The sequence below is a fragment of the Streptomyces sp. NPDC005820 genome, from assembly GCF_040630255.1.
Taxonomy (GTDB): domain Bacteria; phylum Actinomycetota; class Actinomycetes; order Streptomycetales; family Streptomycetaceae; genus Streptomyces.
The window spans coordinates 1-19,923 of the sequence record NZ_JBEXXE010000007.1; the positions used below are offsets into that span (position 1 = coordinate 1).

Sequence of the window (19,923 nt, forward strand, 5' to 3'; positions counted from 1 at the left end):
TACTGCAGGGGGGACCCTGTGGGAGAGTAGGACACCGCCGAACAATCATTCCGGGAAACCCCCGCACCGTATGGTGCGGGGGTTTTCTGCGTTTAAGGTGACCTCATGAATGACTTTGTTGTGCGGGGTATACGGGCGGAAGAGTGGGGTCTGGTCAAGGCGTTGCGGTTGGAGGCGCTCAAGGATTCCGCAGCGGCCATCGCCTTTCTCGAGACGTACGAGCATGCCGTGGCGCTGCCGGACTCCTTCTGGCAGGAGCGGGCCCTGGGGAGCGGTGAAGGGGCCGGCGGGGCGCGGCAGTTCGTCGCGGAAGCGGCCGGTGGGGAGTGGGTCGGGAGCGTCACCGTGCTGGTGGAGGAGGCCGGGAGCGTCGACTGGGCCGGGCTGCCCGTTGAGCGGCGGCAGGGCCATGTGGTCGGCGTGTATGTGCGGCCCGAGTGGCGTGGGGGTGCGGTGACCCGGGAGTTGTTCGAGGCCGGGGTGGAGTGGGCCTGGGGGGTTGGCGTGGAGCGGGTGCGGTTGCTGGTGCACGAGGAGAATCTGCGGGCGCAGCAGGCCTATCGGAAGGTGGGGTTCGCGCCGAGCGGGATCGCGGCACCCGTAGGGGACGGATTCGGGGACTTCTCGGGGCAGGTCGAGATCGAGTTCGTGCGCGAGCGCGGGTAGATCTCTCTCAGACCGGTAGTTCGTGGTGGGGCCAGCGGGCTCTCGCCTGTTCGCGGGAGCGCAGGAGAGCCAGGGTGGGGAGCCCGCGGTCCGCGCCGGTCGACAGGAGGTCCGGGAGTTGGGGGAGAGGTGCTACAGCGGCGATGTCGTCCAGGATCAGGGTCAGTGGTGGGTCGAGGCGACCGGAGGATGACCGTTCGGCCATGCGCCGGCCGCGCTCGACCACGCTGGAGACGAGGGCCGTGAGGAGAGGCATGGCGCCTGGGTTTGTCCTGGGGTCCTCGAGGGATTCGCCGACCACATAAAGCGTTCCCCCTTCGTCCACGAAGGAATCCAAGGCGAGAGCATCAGTTCGGTTGGGAGTGCATGCCTCGCGGATGTTGATCGTGGAGAGGGCGGAGAGGGCGCGGGAGGTGAGTTCCTGGGCGATGTCGCGGCGTTCGGGGTGGGCGGTGAGGGCGGCTTCCAGTTCGCCCGCGGAGCCGGGGGCGGCCTTCGGGTTCGTACGGAGCGTGCGGACCGCGTCCTGGATGCCGGTGCCCTGGGACCAGCGGTGGACATGGCGGATGGTGCGGCCGTCGATGGCGGCGGCGTGGAGGTAGCTGCGGAGGAGGGTTTCGGCGGTGTCGGCGACTGCTTGGTCGAGGCGTGCGGTGGGGCGTACGGGGGTGAGGAGGGCGGTGGCTCGGTGGGCCGCTGTCGCCTTGTCCTCGCAGCCGGTGGTGGGGGACCAGTGGAGGCGGGCGGGGGTGTCGCAGAGGTGAGTGGGGTCGTAGAGATGGACCGGGCCCAGTTTGGCTCTGGCGTCCTTGGTGTCCTGCCAGAGCGTGGGGTTGGAGGTGAGGATGAGGGCTGCGCCCTCGGCGTCTCGGATGGCCTGGGTGGCGGTGGCTCTGCGAGTGTCCGGTGGGGCGTAGAGGACCGCGCCTTCGGCGCGAGTGGTTTCCCACCCGCCCACCCGTTCACCGTGGGACAGAGAAGCGGGCAAGGGGGCCTGAGGCTCCCGTTCGACTACAGGAGCAGGGTCTCGCGCCGGCTCCGCTTCCGTGGTCCGTGCTCGCTGCGGCTCGTGTGCGGTTCTGGGGGTCGGTACCTCGTACGGCTGAGCCTCGGGTCTGGGGGTCGGTACCTCGTACGGCTGGGCCTCGGGCTCGGGGCCTGCCTTTCTACGGGCTCGCACCGCTCGCCAGCGGGCCACCGTCCCTATGGCGAACACCGTGAGGACGAAGAGGATCATCAGTTGGCCGATGAAGAGGCCCCAGAAGAGGCCGTAGCCGGAGAGGGCGGTGGGGGTGGCGTCGGGCCAGGCGCCGGGGATGTCGTGGGGCTGGGCGATGAGGTGGCGCATGGCCAGGGGGGTCCGGGTGAAGGTGACGCCGGTGGGCCAGGAGCCGTGGGTGAAGAGGGCTGCCAGGCCTGTGGCCGTCCAGACCAGGAGGGTCATGCCGAGGAGGAAGGCGAGCAGGCCCACCAGGAGGCCGTCGGGGATGCCGCCGGCCTGGCCGCCTGCGCGGGCGGGGGCGTGCTCGTCACCGGGTCTCATGGCAACCCCCCCGCCGCTAGGCCACCGTCGACTCGGACGAGTCGTCCAAGTCGGCCAGGTGCTGTTCCATGAAGGCCGTCGCTCGCCGTTCCTGTTCGAGTTCGGCGGCGTGCAGGGCGTCCTCGGCGGTCAGGTGGTCCGTGGAGGACTCCGTCATCGCCCGGTCGGTGAAGACCAGGGGGCGTTCCGTCTCCGTGACCAGGTGTTTGACCACCTGGACATTGCCGTTGACGTCCCAGACGGCGATACCGGGGGTGAGGGTGGGGATGATCTCCACCGCCCAGCGGGGGAGGCCCAGGACCCGGCCGGTCGCCCTTGCCTCGTCGGCCTTCTGGGCGTAGATCGTCCTGGTCGACGCCATCTTGAGGATGGCTGCGGCTTCCTTCGCCGCCGCGCCGTCGACGACGTCGGACAGGTGGTGGACCACCGCGACGAAGGACAGGCCGAGGCGGCGGCCGAACTTCAGCAGCCGCTGGAAGAGCTGGGCCACGAAGGGGCTGTTGATGATGTGCCAGGCCTCCTCGACCAGGAAGATGCGCTTCTTCCGGTCGGGGCGGATCCAGGTGTGTTCCAGCCAGACGCCCACGATGGCCATGAGGATGGGCATGGCGATGGAGTTGCGGTCGATGTGGGAGAGGTCGAAGACGATCAGGGGGGCGTCGAGGTCGATGCCCACCGTTGTGGGGCCGTCGAACATGCCTCGGAGGTCGCCGTCGACCAGGCGGTCCAGGACGAGGGCCACGTCCAGGCCCCAGGCGCGGACGTCGTCTATGGCGACGTTCATCGCCTCGGCCGATTCGGGCTCGGGGTGGCGGAGTTGTTCGACGATGTCCATCAGCACCGGCTGGCGTTCGACGATGGTCTCGTTGACGTAGGCGTGGGCGACCTTGAGGGCGAAGCCGGAGCGTTCGTCGAGGCCGTGGCCCATCGCCACTTCGATGATGGTGCGGAGCAGCGCCAGCTGGCCCGTCGTGGTGATCGACGGGTCCAGGGGGTTCAGCCGGATGCCGTCGTTCAGGGCGGCCGTCGGGTCCAGGCGGATGGGAGTTATGCCGAGGGCCTGGGCGATGAGGTTCCATTCGCCGACGCCGTCCTCGCCCTGGGCGTCCAGGACGACGACCTGGCGGTCGCGGAAGCGGAGCTGGCGCAGGACGTAGGTCTTCTCCAGCGCCGACTTGCCGTTGCCGGACTCGCCGAGGACCAGCCAGTGCGGGGCGGGGAGCTGCTGGCCGTACAGCTGGAAGGGGTCGTAGATGTAGCCCTTCCCGGAGTAGACCTCGCGGCCGATGATGACGCCGGAGTCGCCCAGGCCGGGGGCGGCTGTCGGGAGGTAGACCGCCTGGGCCTGGCCGGTGGAGGTGCGGACGGGCAGGCGGGTGGTCTCGACCTTGCCGAAGAGGAAGGACGTGAAGGCGTCGGTGAGGACGGACAGCGGGTCCCGCATGTGATGCCCCTACCTTCGGATGCCGGTGGCGAACGGGAGCGTGTTCACGAACGCGCGGTGGTGCTCGCGGTCGCACCACTCCAGCTTCAGGTACGACTTGCCTGCGGACGCCCTTATCGTGCGCTTGTCGCGGGCGAGGGCCTCGGGGGTGCGGGAGGAGACGGTGATGTAGCCGACCAGGTTGACGCCGGCGGCGCCGGAGGCGAGGTCCTCGCCGCGCTGGTCGAGGCGGGAGTGGGCGGCGACGTCGCGGGGGTCGACGGTTCGGTTCATTTTGGCGGCGCGGCTGGCCTCGGCCTCGTCGTTGGTCTTCTCGGTGAGCATGCGTTCGATGGCGATCTCGGTGGGTTCGAGGTCCATCGTGACGGCGACGGTGCGGATGACGTCCGGGGTGTGGACCAGGAGCGGCGCGAGGAAGTTGACGCCCACGGGGGTCATCGGCCATTCCTTGACCCAGGCGGTGGCGTGGCACCAGGGGGCGCGGGTGGTCGACTCGCGGGTCTTGGCCTGGAGGAACGTGGGTTCCATGGCGTCCAGCTCGGCCGGCCAGGCGTTGCGCCGGGTCATCGCCTGGATGTGGTCGATGGGGTGGTCCGGGTCGTACATGGAGTGGATCAGGGAGGACAGCCGGCCCTGGCCGAGGGGCTGGCGGACGCGGATGTCCGCCTCCTGGAGGCGGGAGCAGATGTCGGTGAGCTCGCGGGCCATGACGACGGCGAGTCCGGCGTCGCGGTCGAGCTTGCGGCCGGACTGGGGGCGGGCGGCGCGGGCCATGGCGTGCGCCTCGGCGGCCAGCTCGCGGGTGTAGTGCATACAGGCGACGAGGTAGGCGCGGTGCTGCTCGCTGCTGGTGGAGACCATGGACTGGAGTTGGTCGTAGGACTGGGCCAGCCAGCCCGGTGCCTTGTCGTCCCCGCGCTGGGTGACGTCCTTGGCGTGGGCGTCGGGGTCGGCGGGGAGGGTGCGGGCGAGCATCTGCAGGCGGGTGACGAAGCCGTCGCCGTTGGCCACGTGCTTGAGGAGGGTGCCGAAGCGGTCGACGAGGGCTTCCTGGTCCTCGCTGTCGCGCAGGCCGACGCCGGGGCCCTCGATCTCGATGGCGGCGGTGACGGTACGGCGGTCCGCGTGCAGGAGTACGGCGATCTCGTCGGGGCCGAAGGGGGCGGCCAGCCAGCTGATGCGGCCGATGCCCGGGGGCGGGCCGACCTCGACCTCCTGGCCGTCGATGCGGGTGCCGGCCTCCATGGCGCCGGAGCGGTAGGTCGTGCCCTGGCGGAGGGTGCGCTTGTAGCTGCGGTTGATCTCGAACCACTTGTAGAACGTGCGGTGCTTGTACGGCACGTAGACCGCGGCGAGCGCGATCACCGGGAAGCCGGCGAGCAGCACGATGCGCAGGGGGAGGAGGGGGACGAGGAGTCCGCACATCATGCCGAGGAACGCGCCGACGACGATCAGCGCGATCTCGCCGGTTTCGCGGTTGCGGCCGACGATGGCGTTCGGCCGGGCGCGGCCGATGAGATATGTGCGGCGGGGCGAGACCACGTGGGACACGTGGGCCAGATGGGAATCCGTCGTCAACGCCCTTCACCTCCCGTGCGGTTGTTGCGGGTGTTGCCGGTGTGCGGGGTGTTCATCGGGCTGCTCGAGCGGGGGGCGGGTGCGGCGGAGGGGACAGATCCGCCGCCTCCGTTCGAGGGGCGCGAGCTGTGTGCGGCGACGCCGCCGGAGGCGGGGTTCGAGGGGCGGGGGGCGGACGAGGACTGGCCGCCTCCGCCGCCGTTGTTGTCGGCGCGGGTGCTGTGGGTCTTGATGCCCTGGGCGACGAGGGTCGCGGGGGAGCTGATGACGGCGGCGGCCTTGCCTTCGGCGCCCTGCATGATGCGGTTGTTGCGGGAGCCCGCGATCTCGTCGCCGAAGCCGGGGACGAAGCGGTAGATCATCGCGCTGGCGAAGATGGCGAGCAGGATGATGGCGAGGCCGGAGACGACGGCGGAGAAGGCGTCGGGGCCGTTGTCGGAGGAGAGGGCGCCGGCGAGGCCGAGGACGATCACGATGACCGGTTTGACCAGGATGACGGCGATCATGATGCCGGCCCAGCGGCGGACGTGGCTCCACAGGTTCTTGTCGACGAGGCCGGCGTAGACGACGGTGCCGAGGAGGGCGCCGACGTAGAGGAGGGCGGCCCGGATGACGAGCTCCAGCCAGAGGACGCCGGCGGCGAGGATGGAGACGAGGGAGACGACGATCAGCATGATCGGGCCGCCGCCGATGTTCTCGCCCTTGGCGAGGGCGGCGGAGAAGGTGCCGAAGAAGGTGTCGGTCTGGTCGCCGGTGGTCTTCGCGAGGACTTCGGTGATGCCGTCCGTGGCCGAGACGACCGTGTAGAGGATCAGGGGGGTGAAGGCGGAGGCGAGGACGGTGAGCCAGAGGAAGCCGACGGCTTCGCCGATGGCGGTGGTGAGGGGGACGCCTCGGACGGCTCGCTTGGCGACGGCCAGGAGCCACAGGACGAGGGTGAGGACGGTGGAGGCGGCGAAGACGACGGCGTACTGCTGGAGGAACTTGGTGTTGGTGAAGTCGACGTTGGCGGTCTCCTTCACGGCTTCGCTGAGCTTGTCGACGGTCCAGGAGGCGGCGTCGGCACAGCCCTTGGCGAGGGAGGAGAGGGGGTCGAGGGTGTCGGAGACGCCGGGGTTGGTGGTGGTGCTGCCGGAGGAGTTGTTGCCGCGTTCGCAGTACTTCTTGGCCTCGCCGGAGATGAGGCTGCAGTCGAGGGAGCCGCTGGGCGAGGGGGACGCCGAGCCCGACGGGGTGGGCGAGGGGTCGGGTGTCGGGGCCGCGAAGGCACGGGTGGCCAGCAGGACGGCGCTCGTCTGAACGGTCGTCACGACTCCGGCGAGCCTGAGCAGGCGGTGCGGGTTACCGGGCATACGTGAACCCTCCGTACTCCTCGATGGCCTTGCTGATCTCGTCGGACGTGGCGGCCGTGTCATCGCCGGGGACCGGGGCGGGGCCGTCCTTCTGGCTGTCGGTGCTGATCTTCCAGTCGCCGTCGGCCCAGGTCAGGTCGAAGGTCCAGGTCTTCCACGACGAGGTGACGGGGTCGGTCGAGTCCGTGCCGGACATGCCGATCAGGCCCAGGTACCAGACGGCGACCTGGGTGGTGGTGTCGGAGTAGTTCTTGACGGTCGTGCCGACGGGGACCACGCGGGAGACGAAGGTGTTGCCCTTGGGGGCGTTGCCGTCCGCGTCGAGGCCCATCTTGGCGAGGAAGTCCGCCGAGTAGGCCTGGTCCATGGCGCTCTGCAGTTTGGCTGCGGCGCTCTTGGTGTAGACGGTGTCGACGAGGGTGTGTCTGGTGTCCTTCTGGAACATGCCGGTCGAGCCCAGTGCCACGGCGTAGTTGGCGCCGGCGGACTGGGCGCCCTGCTCGGTGTGCGCGAAGCCCGAGGGGATCCCGCCGCTCTTCGTGTCCACCGGCTTCGTCCCGGTGGCTGCTGTTGATGTTGTTTTCGGCTTGTTGCCGTCGGGGGTGGCTTCCGAGGTGGTGGAGTCGTCGCCTCCGCGGTTCGCGAAGGCGATGGCCGCGATGAGGAGGACGACGATGCCGACCACGGTGACCAGGCTGCGGGAGGAGGAGCGGGTGGGGCGGCGGGCGCCGCCGTAGGGGTCGGTCTCGGGCAGGCGGACGCGGGTGCCCGCGGGCTCGCCGTAGTCGTGTTCGTCGCCGGGAGTCATGCCGCGTTCGCCCCCTCGCTGCCGTACTGAAAAGCGTAGAAGTACGACGGTAGCCGTGCTGGTTCCCGCGCGGGCGCGGTGTGGTGACTCGACATCAGGGAAACGCAACCTCAGCCGGTGGGCACGACGGGTGGGCGGGGAAGGACGGGCCGGATGGGGCCGGGACGGGGCCGGTTCGGGTGGCTATACGGCCATGCCGTACACGATTGTGAACAGTGTGCCGAGGGAGCCGATGATGAAGACGCCGGTGAGTCCGGCGATGATGAGGCCCTTGCCCTGTTCCGCACTGAAGGTGTCCCTCAGGGCCGTGGCGCCGATGCGCTGTTTGGCCGCACCCCAGACGGCGATGCCGAGGCAGAGGAGGATGGCCACCGCCATCACGACCTCGATCATCACCTTCGCCTCGTTGCCCAGGCTGCCGAAGGGCCCCCAGTCCGGAGCGATCCCGCCGATGATGGTGTTGATGTCGCCCTTGTCGGCCGCGAACAGCATGTAAGTCACCGCCCCTGGTGGGTAGTTCCGCGTGCCCCCTGCGGAGTGCAGAGGTCAGGACTCATTGTCGCCGACGATGCCGCCGCCGTATGTCGACTTGGCGTCATTGACGGGTGGGATTCGTATGAATGGTTGGTACGGTCACTCTGTGTATCACGGCAGGTCACGCCGGGCAATGAGGCCGGAACGGAACCTGGGTGTGGTTCCGTCGTTGACCCACTTCACGGCACCGTGCAGTTTCTGACGGCTGGTCGGGTGAGTGCACGTTTCGATGGTCTCATGTCCGGCTGGGGCGCATGGCGAACGGGCCGCGGCTGGATGCCGCGGCCCGTTCGCCCTTGCCACGGTGGCCCCCACGGTCCACTGCGGCTGTCCTTCGGGGTGGTGAGGGGATGTCAGCCGGTGAAGGCGTCGATGCCCTCCGGGGTGCCGACGCCGGTGGGGCCGTCGTAGCCGGACTTGGCGGTGCACAGGTAGCTCGCGCTGGAGGAGCAGGTGCCGTTGCTGCCGCTGGTGACGTCGTTCAGGGACGAGGTGCCGAGGTAGGCGTAGGGGTACGAGGCCGGGTAGTCGCTGCTGCCGGGGGTGCCGGCGAGGGCGTAGACCGCGGCGATGATGGGCGCGGAGGCGCTGGTGCCGCCGAAGGTGTACCAGCCGGCGGTGACGCCGTAGGAGTCGTAGACGGAGACGCCGGTGGCGGGGTCGGCGACGGCCGAGACGTCGGAGATGGTGCGCTTGGAGCAGCCGGTGTCGGTCTGCCAACTGGGCTTGGCGTCGTAGGAGGAGCAGCCGGAGCCGGTGCCCTCGGTGCTCGACGTGTTCCAGACCTTCTCGGTCCAGCCGCGGGTGGTGGAGGACGCGGACGACAGGGCGGTGCCGCCCACCGACGTCACGTACCTGGACGCTGCCGGGTATTCGGCGCCGTAGCCCTCGTCGCCGGCGCTGACGGTGATGGCGACGCCCGCGTGGTTGAAGTACGAGGAGTCGTAGGAGGTGTCCGAGGAGGACTCGGAGCCGCCGTAGCTGTTGGAGACGTACTTCGCGCCGAGGGTGACGGCCCGGTTCACCGCGGTGCCGAGGTTGGCCATGGTGGCGGACTTGGCCTCGACGAGCAGGATGTTGCAGTTCGGGCAGACCGCGCTGGCCATGTCGAGGTCGAGGGAGATCTCCTCGGCCCAGCCGCTGTCGGCGGAGGGGAGGGAGGTGGTGGAGCCGGTCTGGCTGACCTTCTCGAAGCAGCCGTTGGCGGTGGTGCAGGCGGAGAGGCCGTAGTAGGAGCGGTACTTGGCGAGGTCGGCCTCGGCGTTCGGGTCGTCGTAGGCGTCGACGATCGCGATGGTCTCGCCGTCGCCGTTGCTCGCGGCGGCGTCGGTCAGGCCGTAGGCGTCCTGGAGGTCGGAGGGGCCGTAGCCGGTGGGGCTGGCTGCGGCGGCCTTGGGGGTGACCTGCGCGGTGTCGCCGGTCTGCTTGGCCTGCGCCTTCTGGAAGGCGGTGGTGCCGCCGGTGACGCGGAAGGAGTCACAGGCGAGTTCGCCCCGGTGCTTGGGGGTGGCGCAGGGGGTGGCCGCCCAGGTGACCTTCGCGCTGGTGCCGACGGTCGCGGTCGCGGTGGCGGCTGCGGTGGTGGTCGTGGGGGCGGCGTTCGCGTGGGCCGCGGTGCCGAGGCCGGCGAGCACGAGGGCCGCGGTGCCGAGGACGGAGGCGCCGACGCGGCGCCATCTGCCCGCGGAGGCAGGGGGGTTGGGGGAAGTCGTCGTACGCAACGGACAGCTCCTGAATGTGGGTGACAGGGGCGGTGCGGGTGGGGGGTGATGCGTTGCCGCCGGTGCGTGGTCCCCGGCGGCGGGCGGCGGCCCGCGACGACTGTGCGCTTGTTGAGTACGCGACAACAAGAAGGGTTGCGGAGTTCTGACTTCCGCCTTACTCGGCGGGGTGGGGGGATTGCCCGTCGATGGTGGGGGGATGGGCGGCGGGTGGTTCGGTCTTGACTCGGCTCACAGGCGGGTCACAGGGGTGCGGGGCCTGGCGGTCAGTGGCGGATCAGGCCGTGCAGGGTGTGGTGGACCAGGTCGGCCACGCCCGCGAGGACCGCCTCGGGGGTGAGCATCTCGTTCGCCGCGAACGAGGCGTACCCGTGCAGGGTGGAGCCCAGGAACAGGGTCAGCCGGGCCGGGTCGCCCTCGACGATCTCGCCGCGCCGCTGTCCGTCGGCGATCAGCCGCTCCAGCGCGCCGATCGTGCGGTCGAGGCCGGCGGCGATCCTGTCGGCGTCCGAGAGGCCGGGGGTGGCGCTGGGGGCGCCGGTGGTTTCGGCGGTGTCGGTGGTGTCGGGGGTTCTGCGGGTGTCGGGGGTTCTGCGGGTTTCGGTGGTGTCGGGGGTTCTGCGGGTTTCGGTGGTGTCCGGGGTTCTGGGGGTGCCGGTGGTGTCCGGGGTTCTGGGGGCGTGCTTGCGGGCGTACATCAGTTCCAGGAGCGCGGCGTTGTCGAGGGCGAAGCCCAGGTAGGCGCGGGCGAGCGCGGTGAGCCGGGGTTCCAGGGGGAGGGCCGGGTCGTCGGCGGCCTCCAGGGTCTCGGCCATGCGGTCGAACCCGGTCACCGCGAGCGCGTCGAGCAGGGACTGCTTGTCCTTGAAGTGCCGGCCGGGCGCGGCATGGCTCACGCCGATCTCGCGGGCCAGTTCACGCAGGGAGAGGGCGGTGGCGCCCTTGTCGCGCAGGGTGCGTTCGGCGGTGGCGAGGAGGGCGGAGCGGAGGTCGCCGTGGTGGTAGGGGCGGCTCTCGGTGGGCGACGACGGCATGCGGACCATCGTATCCCGGTGTTGACGGCGTCAGCATTGTTGTCGTTGACAGCATTGTTGTCGACGCCTACATTGGGCGGTATGGCAGCTGAGAAGAAGGCGTGGAGTTCCAAGGATCTGCCCGACCTCACCGGGCACACGGTGATCGTCACGGGCGCCAACAGCGGCATCGGGTTCACCGCGACCGAGGCGCTGGCCCGGGCGGGGGCGCATGTCGTCCTCGCGGTACGGGACCCCGAGCGCGGGCGGGCCGCCGCCGCGCGGGTGAGCGGCAGCACCGAGGTCCGGCGGCTCGACCTGGCCGATCTGGCGTCCGTGCGGGAGTTCGCGGCGGACTGGGCCGGGGCCCCGCTGCACACCCTGATCAACAACGCCGGGGTGATGATGCTGCCCCGGCAGGAGACCGCGGACGGCTTCGAGCGCCAGTTCGGCACGAACCATCTGGGCCACTTCGCGCTGACCAACCTGCTGCTGCCGGCCGTCACCGACCGGGTCGTCACCGTCTCCTCGGGCGCGCACCGGTGGGGCGGCGCGGTGATCGACTTCGACGATCCGAACCTCACGGCGAGCTACACCCCGCAGCGGGCCTACGCCCAGTCCAAGCTGGCGAACCTGTTGTTCACGCTGGAGCTCCAGCGCCGGCTCGCGGGGGCCGGCTCGGCCGTACGGGCGCTGGCCGCGCACCCCGGGTACTCCGCGACCAATCTGCAGAGCCACGCGGCCAACCCGCTGGCCCGTGTCTTCATGCGCGTGGGCAACGCCGTGTTCGCCCAGGACGACCACGCGGGCGCCCTGCCCACCCTGTACGCCGCGACCCAGGACCTGCCCGGCGCGAGCTATGTCGGACCGGACGGGCTGGGCGAGATGCGCGGGGCGCCCACGCTGGTGGGACGCTCGGCGGCGGCGAGCGACGCGGAGGCGGCGCGGCGGCTGTGGACGCTGTCGGAGGAGCTGACCGGCGTGCGGTCGGGGATCGGCGTGGGGTGAGCGCCGGGGGCCCGGCGGGGGCCTGCCGGATGCCGGGCGGGGCCCGGCGGAGGCTCGGCGAAGGCCGGGAGGGGGCCCGGCGGAAGCGCGGCGGAGGCCGGGAGGGCGCGCGGGGCTCAGCGTGGACCGAGGGTCCACACCGAGAGGGTGCGGTGGTCCTCGCTGTGCGTGTACCAGTGGCCTGCGCCCAAGGTGGCCGGGGAGCTGGTGACCGGGCCCGGGCCCGGGCCCGGGTAGACGAGCGGCTCGGGACCGGCCGAGCCCCGAGCGACCAGCCAGTGCCGGCCCTCGCCCCACTCCTCGTCCTGCCATACGGTCCCGGCGACGACCGTCGAGTCGTCGAGGAAGCCGCCCGCCCAGTCCCAGGCGGGCCACACCTCGTCGTTCTCCGGCTCGGCGTCCGGGTGCCGGGGCACGGACTCCTCCACGTCCCACTCCACGACCCGCGTCCCGCTCGCCGTCTCGTACAGCGCGAGCTTGTCCTGGTCGTGCGAGACGGTCATGAAGTGCGCGCCGGACGGGCTCACGTCCAGCAGGGCCAGATCCAGCCCCTCGAAGTACTCCACCGTCAGCCGCTCGCCGTCCCAGCGGCCCCAGCGCATCGGCGCGCCGTCCTGGCCCTCGCCGATGCTCAGGCCCATCTGGCGGGGGTCCGGGTGCGGGACGTGGTCGCTGCCGGCGGCCGCCGCCCGCGCGTCGACCCGGGCCAGGACCCGGCCGTCCTCGGGGGTGAGCAGCAGCCACTCGTCCACAGGCCGTGCGTCCGGCTCGCCGCCCTCGGCGAGCGGGCCGCGTATGTGGGCCCACAGCAGCGAGCCGTCCGGGGAGAAGCCGGCGGAGCCGCCCTCGGGGTACGTGTGCCGGCCGTCGGTCGCGTACTCCTCGAACGCGTCGTGCGATGCGGGGCAGCCCCAGCAGCCGTGCCGTATCTCCCACAGGGTGGCGCCGCTCGGGGCCACCGCGCGCAGGGCGTGTGTGCCCGCGAAGACGACGACGTCGGCGTCGGGGGAGACGGCGCAGGTGCCGAAGCGCTGGGTCCACGGGGCCGGGAACCGTATGAGCTCCAGCGGTTGGAAGGCGTCGTCCAGCGGCTGTACGACCACCTCGTCGTCGCCGCGCTGCACGAGCGCCGTACGCCCTCCGCGCAGCCGGACCAGCTCCACGGTGGCGGCGTCCGGGTCCGGGAGCGGGGCGTCGAGGGTGGCGACCAGGCGGGCGGTTCGGGTCATGTCTCGAACCGTACGGCACCCCACTGACAACGCCCCGCCCGGTCACTCGCCGAGCTCGACGCCCTCCACGAAGTGGTCGAACTCCCCTGCCTGGACGCCGAGGACGAAGGCGTCCCACTTGCGGCGGTTGGTGGTGACCACGTTGTCCGGGGCGCTGGTCTCACGGAGGTAGACGGGCGCCTCGCCGTCGTCGTCCCCGTCCCGCTCGCCGAAGGCGATCTCGATCCAGGGACCGGGCCCGGTCGCCTCCGGCGGGGCGGCGCGGATCCAGGTGAGGTCGACGGGGATGACGGGGCGCTCGGGGCGCTCGGGGACCTCGGGGACCTCGGGGATGTCAGGCATGGTGGGCTTCCGTTGTGGGAAATACGGGCCAGGGAACGCCCCTAGTGTCGGGCACAGGGAAAGGCCACAGGGAAAGGCCACAGGGAAAGCACCTGATGCTTCTCTCACCTTTGTGGGACACAGTGGGTCCGGTGAAGCCGGTGAAGCGAAACGCTCTGCTCGGTACGGTCGTGCTGCTCGCCGTGGCCGTCACCTCCGCCTCCGAGGCGGCCGCCGACGGTGGGCCGGGGCCCCTGGGGGTGACCACCGTGGCCGCGGCGACGGCCGATGCGGCGCGGGTCGGCGCGCTGTTCGCCGCGGCGGACGCCGGCCGTCCGACCGGCGCCCACTTCTGTACGGCCTCCGTGGTCCACTCCCCCCACCGCAACCTCCTCGTCACGGCCGCGCACTGCCTCGGCGGGGGCGGCGAGATGGTCTTCGTACCGGGGTATCGGGACGGCAAGGCGCCGTACGGCGTCTGGCAGGTCGCCCGGGTGTTCCTGCCCGACGGGTGGGCGAAGGGCCAGGACGAGGACAGTGATGTGGCGTTCGCGACGGTGCATGCGCGGGCGGACGGCAAGGGGATCGAGGACGTCGTGGGGGGCAACCGGCTCGCCGCCCGTACGACCACCGGTGCGACCGCCGTGACGGTCACCGGGTACCCCACCTCCCGCGAGGTCCCGATCCGTTGCGTCAACCGGCCCGTCGCCCACAGCTCCACCCAACAGCGCATCGAATGCCCCGACTTCACGGGCGGGACCAGCGGCAGCCCGTGGGTGAACGGGGACGGGCAGATCGTGGGCGTCCTCGGCGGGCACGAGCAGGGCGGGGCGACCGCGGACATCTCGTACAGCGTGGTGCTGGGGTCGGAGGCCGTGGAGCTGTACGGGGACGCGGCCTCCGACCCGTAGGGGCTGCTACCGGTCGACCCGGTGGACCAGCTGCGTGGTCAGCTCGTAGCGGGCGCCCACGACGGTCAGTGCGCCGGTGGAGATCTTCGCGGCGAGGTCGGGTTCGGCGGCGAGGCGGGAGCGGACGGCTCGTATGTTGGCGTCGATGGTCGAGTCGACGCGGGCGTCGCCCTCCTTCGTGCGGTCGATGTTCGGGGCGATCTGGTCGGCCAGGTACTGGATGTGGGCGGGAAGCGGCTCACCGGACAGGTCCGCCTGGACGGCCGCCTTCACGGCGCCGCAGGACTGGTGGCCGAGCACCATGACCAGCGGGATGCCCAGTTCGAGCACGCCGTAGGCGACGCTGCCGAGGACCGCCTCGTCGAGCACCTCGCCGGCGGTCCGGACGGTCATCAGGTCGCCGAGGCCCTGGTCGAAGACCAGCTCGGGCGGGACCCGGGAGTCGATGCAGCCGAGGATCACGGCGAAGGGGTGCTGGCCGGTCGTCAGGCTCTGGCGGACGGCCGGGGTTTCGTCGGGATGCCGCTCGCAGTAGCTGCGCCAACGGCGGTTGCCCGCGGCCAGCTCGCGCAGGGCCTCGTCGGCGGTCGTGGGACGAGGGCTGGTCGGGGCCTTGGCACCGTGCGATGCGGCGGAGGCGGGGGCCGCTCCGAGAGCGAGCCCGCCGCCCAGGGTCACGGCACCGGCGAGACCGCGCAACAGGGAACGGCGGGCGGTCGCGGTTCTGTGGGGGGTGTGGTCAGCGTTCACGGCTTGGAACGTATGTCCGAGTCCGGTACGCGGTGCCGACGTTGCCGAATCATGGCCGTGGATGGGGAGGACAAGGGTGGCTGTTGGGGTGGGCTTGACGATGGGTTTATCGGAGTCCGCCCTGCACATGATCACCACGAGAGGCGGGCCCGCCTCTACACTGGCCGGGGTGGACTCCCGGGCGGCGAAGGGCGGTTGACGGTGCGTAAGGCATGGATCGTGGCGACCGCTGCAGTCGGTGCCGGTGCCGCCTTCATGATGGTGCTCGTCGTCGGTGTGTACATCGTCGCCGGGAACATGGTGAACGGCGTGGGGGGCAGCAGCAAGTCGCTGGCCAAGGGGGCCGTGCCGGCCGCCTACAGCGCGATCGTGCAGAAATGGGGCAATCTCTGCTCCGCCATCAATCCCGCCCTGCTCGCCGCGCAGTTGTACCAGGAGAGCGGGTTCAACCCGCGCGCGCAGAGCGCCGCCGCCGCGCAGGGGATAGCGCAATTCATTCCGGGAACGTGGGCCACGCACGGCATCGACGGCGACGGCGACGGCGACCGCGACGTATGGGATCCGAATGACGCGATTCCATCGGCCGCTTCGTACGACTGCCAGCTCGCCTCGTATGTGAAGGACGTTCCCGGGGACGCCACCAAGAACATGCTCGCCGCCTACAACGCGGGGGCGTACGCGGTGATCAAGTACGGCGGTGTGCCGCCGTACAGCGAGACCCAGAACTACGTGAAGACGATCACGACTCTCGAGGAGTCGTTCGCCGCGCCCGTCTCCCGTGTCGATCCGTCCGAACAGGCCGCCGGGGCCATCTACTTCGCTCAGAAGAAGCTTGGCACGCCCTATTTGTGGGGTGGTAACGGGACGGCTGACCAGGGGGGACGGTTCGATTGTTCCGGGTTGACCAAGGCCGCCTACGAGAGTGTCGGGATCACCTTGCCCCGGGTCGCCAACGACCAGTACAACGCCGGGCCGCATCCCAAGCGCAGTGAACTGCTGCCGGGGGACCTGGTGTTCTTCTCGACCGATCTCGGGAACTCCCGGGCCATCCATCACGTGGGTATGTACGTGGGCGGCGGGTACATGATCGACGCGCCTTACACGGGTGCCGTGATCCGGTTTGATCCCATCGACACGGCTGAGTACTTTGGTGCCACCCGGGTGACCGAGGATGGCGCGAAAGCGCTCCCGGCGAACGTCTGAGACAGTCCGGGAAAATCCCCCTGAGCTGCGGCTTTGTATCTCTCTTCGATAACGTCTGAGTGATCATTCAGTGGAGAGTGGAACGTATCAACCGGGGCCGTGCGTTCCTGTTGAGGCGTGCGCATGAGAGATGCGCTGGGCAGAACATGACGAAGGGGCCGCAGCACCATGGCTGGACTCGCCGATTCCGGGTCGAACCCCGACGTCGACCTGCTCTATGACATCAACGGGCTCGCCAAGGACGCACCCCACTGGTTCGACCGGATCGTCGAGTTCGTGGGGGAGTACGGGCTGCTCCTCGCCATGGTCGTGCTGATTCTGTGGTGCTGGGCCAGTGGGCGGCGGAAGGAGCAGGGGGCCGAGGAGGCCGCCTCCTCCGTCGCCGCGTTGGTGTGGGCGCCGCTCGCCGCCGCCATCGCGGTGCTGGTGAATGTGCCCATACGGGGATTCGTGGAGAGACCCCGGCCGTTTCTCGATCACCAAGGGCTCGAGGTTCTCGTCTCCGGGAAGACCGACTACTCGTTCGTGAGTGATCACGCGACGCTGACCATGGCCATGGGCGTCGGACTGTTCGTCGCCAACCGGCGGTTCGGGCTCGTCGGGATCGGGATCGCGCTGCTCGAAGGGTTCTGCCGGGTCTACATGGGTGTGCACTACCCGACCGATGTGGTGGGCGGGTTCGCGCTCGGGACCGCCGTCGCGCTGCTGCTGTCGCCGCTGGCCTCGCTGGCGCTCACGCCGCTGATGAAGGCCGTCGAGCGGTCGCCCCGGGCGGGGTGGGTCGTGCGGAGCAGGGGTGCGCGGGAGCGGGCCCGGGACGCGTTCATTCCGGGAGCCCGCTCCGGGGCTCCTGCCGAGGAGCGGGATCTCGCCGCCTGAGGTCAGAGGGCCTGCGGGTAGGTGAAGAAGCCCGTGGGGTCGTACTGGTTCTTCAGCTGGGTCAGGCGCGGGAGCGCGTCGCCGTAGTACGCCTTGCGCCAGTTCGTGAGGGTGGGGTCGGCGTAGTTCTGGTAGGCGGCGCCCGAGGCGTACGGCCGCATCGCCTTGTGGGCCGTGTTCAGCCAGGACTGGGCCGTCGAACCCGTCGTACCCGCCCGCCAGGACACGATGTACTGGGCCAGCATCCGGGAACGGCGGTGCACGAAGGCCGTGGCCGTGGGGGAGACGCGGTTGATCGCGCCGCCCAGCGCGGTCAGCGCGATGCTGCCGGCGCCGCCCTGGACCGCCTTGATCTCCTTCAGCAGGGTCTGGATGCCCGCCGAGGACAGGGAACGGTCGAAGAAGTCGCTGCGGGCCGTGTACGTCTCCCGGCCCAGCTTGCCCTGCGGGGAGCGGCCCGGGGTGGAGCCGGGCAGATGACACTGGGCGTCGGAGGAGAAGGAGGAGCAGCCCGCGTAGGCCTCCATGGCCTCCTCGTAGCCCTTGCGGCGCAGGGACACCGAGGACGCGGGGGCGCCCACCCGGTCGGCGAGGCGGTCGACCGCGTTCTGGAGCTGGCCGTAGGTGCCTATGCAGAAGGCGGCGACGGCGACCCGAGGGGTGCCGCCCGCCGAGTTCTCCAGGTGCAGGGAGGACCAGATCTCGTCCGGCTGGGACGGGCCCCACTCCTGCCAGGCCTTGATCACCGCGGCCGCCTTCGCCCAGGGCCAGGTGAGATAGCCGGTCACGGCCTGCGGGGCGGCGTGGGTCTTGAAGCGGAGTTCGGTGACGATGCCGAAGTTGCCGTTGCCCGCGCCGCGCAGCGCCCAGAACAGGTCCTTGTTCTGGGTGGCGCTGGTGACGAGCTGCTTGCCGTCGGCCGTGATGATCGTGGCCTGGGTGAGGCTGTCGCAGGTCAGGCCGTAGGCGCGGGAGACCACGCCGTGGCCGCCGCCGAGGACCAGGCCCGAGACGCCGACCGTCGGGCAGGAACCGGCCGGGATCGTGACGCCCTTCGCGGCGAGGGCGCGGTAGACGTCGATCAGCTTGGCGCCCGCGCCGACGACGGCCGAGCCTCCGCTCGCGCGGACCGTCTTCAGCTTCGAGACGTCGACGATCAGCCGGCCGTCGCCGGAGGACCAGCCGCCGTAGGAGTGGCCGCCGTTGCGGATCGCGACCTTGGTGCGGTGGGCGCGGGCGTAGGAGAGGACCGTGCGGATGTCGTCGGCGTGGGCGACGTACGCGACCGCCGCCGGCTTCAGGTTGTCGAAGCGGGTGTTGTAGAGCCGGCGGGCCGTCGTCCAGGAGGCGTCGCCGGGGCGGACCAGGGTGCCGTCCAGGTCACGGGCGAGCGCCGCCCAGTTCGCGGGGGTGGAGCCGGCGGTGGTGGTGAGGGAGGTGAGGCCGGTGGCGCTGTCATCGCCGGAGGCGCTCGTGTCGCTGCCCTTCGATGTGCTGCACGCCGCCGTCGTGACCGCCGCGACCGCGGCCGCGCCGCCCGCGATGAACGTACGCCGTTCCATGTTCTGCGCCTTCCGTCGGCCTGTCGGCATCGTCGAGTCTGTCGGCAACCCTGAGCCTGCCTGTGGGTGTGCTTCGGCCGGTCGGCATCCCGCGGCCGGTCGGCTTCATCGTGCGAGACGGGGCCCCGGGGCCACGGGTTCCCGTGGGCGACGGCGGTGACGGAACGGTGACGTCAGCCGCGGGCGTGTCCTTCGGCGTCCGATCGGGCCAGGCTTCTCGCTCTGCGGGCCGGACCGCGCCAGCCGCAGGTGCACCGGGCCAGGCAGAACCGGCCCTGCTCGACGGTCGTGGTGGAGTGTTCCCCGTCGGTACGGGGAGGGGCCGAGCCGTCCTGCTGCGTCACGCAGACAACGTTACCCAGGAATCGTAAGAACCACGTAGGGCCGGTGCGGAGTACCGGAACGACCCGTTCGGCGGTCGCGCGGGGGGTGGGGCGCGTGACGGGGGCACGCGGCTGTCGTTAGGCGGGACGACAGGGGGACCCGTGACGGACGTACCGGTTGGGGGTAGGCAGACGATGGCGGAGCGGTGGTACAGACGGCGCGGGTGGAGCGGTGCGGTGGTCGTCGCCGCCGGGCTGGTGGCCGGGGGGTGCGTGGGCACGGCCGGGGGTTCCGGCGCGGGGGCCGCGGGTGGGGCGGCCGGTGATGTGGACGCGCGGGGCGGCGACGCGGTGAAGCTGCTGCGCGGGGCCGCCGACGCGCTGCGGGAGGCGGGCAGTTCGAAGGCGCGTACGTCGATGGAGATGGCCACCGGTGGGACCCGGGTGACCATCCGGGGCGAGGGGGTCTACGACTACCGCCGGCAGCAGGGGCGGTTGAGGGTGGTGCTGCCGCAGGATCCGGCGGGGACGAGCGAGCACCGGCCGATCACCGAACTGCTCGCGCCGGGCGCGCTGTTCATGAAGCACCGCGGGGCCGGGGTCCCGGACGACAAGTGGGTCCGGGTGGAGACGGCGACGCTGTCCGACGGGAACCTGGTGACCGGCGGGGCCACGGATCCGTTCGCCGCGGCGGAGGTGCTGCGGGGGGCGCGTACGGCGACGTACCTGGGGCGGACCGAGGTCGCCGGTACGGCGGTGCGGCACTACCGGGGGACCGCGGATCTGGCGGTGGCGGCCGAGGGGGCCTCGGCGGGGAGCAGGGGGGCGCTGGCGGCGGCGGCGAAAGGGTTCGCCACGGCCCGGGTGCCGTTCGACGTGTATCTGGACGACGCGGGGCGGATCCGGAAGGTCAGGCACCGGTTCAGCTTCGTCAACGGGCGGCAGGCGGAGGCCGTGGCGGTGGCGTCGACGACGCTGTTGTACGACTTCGGGGCCCCCGCCGACGTACGGCTGCCGGCGGCCCGGGACATCTACGCGGGGCGGATCGCGGAGGACTGACGGCCCGGGGCCCGCGCAA

The 19,923-nt window shown here is 71.0% G+C and carries 18 protein-coding genes and 1 pseudogene; 6 read left to right on the forward strand and 13 right to left on the reverse strand.

Annotated elements, in window-relative coordinates:
• The first annotated feature begins 105 nt into the window (after nucleotides 1-105).
• Nucleotides 106-666: a GNAT family N-acetyltransferase gene (locus ABZ464_RS10170; RefSeq protein WP_359273692.1), complete on the forward strand. Its 561-nt coding sequence runs from the start codon at nucleotides 106-108 to the stop codon at nucleotides 664-666.
• A 7-nt stretch (nucleotides 667-673) separates the two neighbouring features.
• On the opposite strand, the gene ABZ464_RS10175 is transcribed toward ABZ464_RS10170, so the two are convergent.
• The 8 genes and pseudogenes from ABZ464_RS10175 to ABZ464_RS10210 form a co-directional block, all read right to left on the reverse strand.
• Nucleotides 674-2,209, reverse strand: coding sequence for a type VI secretion protein (locus tag ABZ464_RS10175; RefSeq protein WP_359273695.1), 1,536 nt, complete (start codon nucleotides 2,207-2,209; stop codon nucleotides 674-676).
• 16 nt (nucleotides 2,210-2,225) lie between these two features.
• Nucleotides 2,226-3,653 (reverse strand): ATP-binding protein, encoded by a 1,428-nt coding sequence (locus ABZ464_RS10180; RefSeq protein WP_359273698.1) that lies wholly within the window; start codon nucleotides 3,651-3,653, stop codon nucleotides 2,226-2,228.
• A 9-nt stretch (nucleotides 3,654-3,662) separates the two neighbouring features.
• A complete protein-coding gene (locus ABZ464_RS10185) occupies nucleotides 3,663-5,231 on the reverse strand; it encodes an SCO6880 family protein (RefSeq protein WP_359273701.1) in 1,569 nt (522 codons plus the stop codon).
• The gene (locus ABZ464_RS10190) at nucleotides 5,228-6,583 is read right to left on the reverse strand and encodes a hypothetical protein (protein WP_359273704.1); all 1,356 of its coding nucleotides are present in this window, start codon (nucleotides 6,581-6,583) and stop codon (nucleotides 5,228-5,230) included. The genes ABZ464_RS10185 and ABZ464_RS10190 overlap by 4 nt, the downstream gene beginning before the upstream one ends.
• On the reverse strand, nucleotides 6,573-7,391 hold the full coding sequence (locus tag ABZ464_RS10195; protein ID WP_359273707.1) for a hypothetical protein: 819 nt from the start codon (nucleotides 7,389-7,391) through the stop codon (nucleotides 6,573-6,575). The genes ABZ464_RS10190 and ABZ464_RS10195 overlap by 11 nt, the downstream gene beginning before the upstream one ends.
• Before the next feature lie 183 nt (nucleotides 7,392-7,574).
• Nucleotides 7,575-7,883: a hypothetical protein gene (locus ABZ464_RS10200; protein ID WP_014673544.1), complete on the reverse strand. Its 309-nt coding sequence runs from the start codon at nucleotides 7,881-7,883 to the stop codon at nucleotides 7,575-7,577.
• Between the two features lie 395 nt (nucleotides 7,884-8,278).
• Entirely contained in the window at nucleotides 8,279-9,646 is a 1,368-nt protein-coding gene (locus ABZ464_RS10205; RefSeq protein ID WP_359273709.1) for a S53 family peptidase, read from the reverse strand.
• Nucleotides 9,647-10,320: 674 nt separating this feature from the next.
• Nucleotides 10,321-10,689, reverse strand: a pseudogene (locus ABZ464_RS10210) (helix-turn-helix domain-containing protein); the annotation flags it as partial.
• Nucleotides 10,690-10,761: 72 nt separating this feature from the next.
• Between ABZ464_RS10210 and ABZ464_RS10215 the strand changes: the two are divergent.
• Nucleotides 10,762-11,667 carry an oxidoreductase gene (locus ABZ464_RS10215; RefSeq protein WP_359273711.1) on the forward strand — a complete coding sequence of 302 codons (906 nt, stop codon included), beginning with the start codon at nucleotides 10,762-10,764 and terminating at the stop codon, nucleotides 11,665-11,667.
• 116 nt (nucleotides 11,668-11,783) lie between these two features.
• Here the strand turns inward: ABZ464_RS10215 and ABZ464_RS10220 are convergent, their stop codons facing one another.
• Nucleotides 11,784-12,896 (reverse strand): hypothetical protein, encoded by a 1,113-nt coding sequence (locus tag ABZ464_RS10220; RefSeq protein ID WP_359273714.1) that lies wholly within the window; start codon nucleotides 12,894-12,896, stop codon nucleotides 11,784-11,786.
• A gap of 42 nt (nucleotides 12,897-12,938) precedes the next feature.
• Nucleotides 12,939-13,238 (reverse strand): DUF397 domain-containing protein, encoded by a 300-nt coding sequence (locus tag ABZ464_RS10225; protein ID WP_359273717.1) that lies wholly within the window; start codon nucleotides 13,236-13,238, stop codon nucleotides 12,939-12,941.
• Between the two features lie 140 nt (nucleotides 13,239-13,378).
• On the opposite strand from ABZ464_RS10225, the gene ABZ464_RS10230 reads away from it, so the two are divergent.
• Nucleotides 13,379-14,128 carry a trypsin-like peptidase domain-containing protein gene (locus ABZ464_RS10230; protein WP_359273719.1) on the forward strand — a complete coding sequence of 250 codons (750 nt, stop codon included), beginning with the start codon at nucleotides 13,379-13,381 and terminating at the stop codon, nucleotides 14,126-14,128.
• A 6-nt stretch (nucleotides 14,129-14,134) separates the two neighbouring features.
• Here ABZ464_RS10230 and ABZ464_RS10235 read toward each other — a convergent pair whose 3' ends face one another.
• The gene (locus ABZ464_RS10235; protein WP_359273721.1) at nucleotides 14,135-14,878 is read right to left on the reverse strand and encodes a carbonic anhydrase; all 744 of its coding nucleotides are present in this window, start codon (nucleotides 14,876-14,878) and stop codon (nucleotides 14,135-14,137) included.
• A gap of 195 nt (nucleotides 14,879-15,073) precedes the next feature.
• On the opposite strand from ABZ464_RS10235, the gene ABZ464_RS10240 reads away from it, so the two are divergent.
• Nucleotides 15,074-16,081, forward strand: a complete 1,008-nt coding sequence (locus ABZ464_RS10240; RefSeq protein ID WP_359273724.1) for a bifunctional lytic transglycosylase/C40 family peptidase — start codon at nucleotides 15,074-15,076, stop codon at nucleotides 16,079-16,081.
• A gap of 168 nt (nucleotides 16,082-16,249) precedes the next feature.
• Nucleotides 16,250-16,960 (forward strand): phosphatase PAP2 family protein, encoded by a 711-nt coding sequence (locus ABZ464_RS10245; RefSeq protein WP_359273727.1) that lies wholly within the window; start codon nucleotides 16,250-16,252, stop codon nucleotides 16,958-16,960.
• Nucleotides 16,961-16,962: 2 nt separating this feature from the next.
• Here ABZ464_RS10245 and ABZ464_RS10250 read toward each other — a convergent pair whose 3' ends face one another.
• Both ABZ464_RS10250 and ABZ464_RS10255 read right to left on the reverse strand, forming a co-directional pair.
• Nucleotides 16,963-18,522: an FAD-binding oxidoreductase gene (locus ABZ464_RS10250; RefSeq protein ID WP_359273729.1), complete on the reverse strand. Its 1,560-nt coding sequence runs from the start codon at nucleotides 18,520-18,522 to the stop codon at nucleotides 16,963-16,965.
• A 173-nt stretch (nucleotides 18,523-18,695) separates the two neighbouring features.
• Nucleotides 18,696-18,866 (reverse strand): hypothetical protein, encoded by a 171-nt coding sequence (locus ABZ464_RS10255; protein ID WP_169809752.1) that lies wholly within the window; start codon nucleotides 18,864-18,866, stop codon nucleotides 18,696-18,698.
• Nucleotides 18,867-19,040: 174 nt separating this feature from the next.
• Between ABZ464_RS10255 and ABZ464_RS10260 the strand changes: the two genes are divergently transcribed.
• Nucleotides 19,041-19,904, forward strand: coding sequence for a hypothetical protein (locus ABZ464_RS10260; protein ID WP_359273733.1), 864 nt, complete (start codon nucleotides 19,041-19,043; stop codon nucleotides 19,902-19,904).
• Nucleotides 19,905-19,923: the final 19 nt, after the last annotated feature.

Excerpts from the sequence above, each read along its gene's own strand:
- ABZ464_RS10170 (WP_359273692.1), top strand. The coding sequence starts at position 106 with ATGAATGACTTTGTTGTGCGGGGTATACGGGCGGAAGAGTGGGGTCTG.
- ABZ464_RS10175 (WP_359273695.1), bottom strand. The coding sequence starts at position 2,209 with ATGAGACCCGGTGACGAGCACGCCCCCGCCCGCGCAGGCGGCCAGGCC.
- ABZ464_RS10180 (WP_359273698.1), bottom strand. The coding sequence starts at position 3,653 with ATGCGGGACCCGCTGTCCGTCCTCACCGACGCCTTCACGTCCTTCCTC.
- ABZ464_RS10190 (WP_359273704.1), bottom strand. The coding sequence starts at position 6,583 with ATGCCCGGTAACCCGCACCGCCTGCTCAGGCTCGCCGGAGTCGTGACG.
- ABZ464_RS10195 (WP_359273707.1), bottom strand. The coding sequence starts at position 7,391 with ATGACTCCCGGCGACGAACACGACTACGGCGAGCCCGCGGGCACCCGC.
- ABZ464_RS10200 (WP_014673544.1), bottom strand. The coding sequence starts at position 7,883 with ATGCTGTTCGCGGCCGACAAGGGCGACATCAACACCATCATCGGCGGG.
- ABZ464_RS10215 (WP_359273711.1), top strand. The coding sequence starts at position 10,762 with ATGGCAGCTGAGAAGAAGGCGTGGAGTTCCAAGGATCTGCCCGACCTC.
- ABZ464_RS10220 (WP_359273714.1), bottom strand. The coding sequence starts at position 12,896 with ATGACCCGAACCGCCCGCCTGGTCGCCACCCTCGACGCCCCGCTCCCG.
- ABZ464_RS10225 (WP_359273717.1), bottom strand. The coding sequence starts at position 13,238 with ATGCCTGACATCCCCGAGGTCCCCGAGGTCCCCGAGCGCCCCGAGCGC.
- ABZ464_RS10245 (WP_359273727.1), top strand. The coding sequence starts at position 16,250 with ATGGCTGGACTCGCCGATTCCGGGTCGAACCCCGACGTCGACCTGCTC.
- ABZ464_RS10250 (WP_359273729.1), bottom strand. The coding sequence starts at position 18,522 with ATGGAACGGCGTACGTTCATCGCGGGCGGCGCGGCCGCGGTCGCGGCG.
- ABZ464_RS10260 (WP_359273733.1), top strand. The coding sequence starts at position 19,041 with ATGGCGGAGCGGTGGTACAGACGGCGCGGGTGGAGCGGTGCGGTGGTC.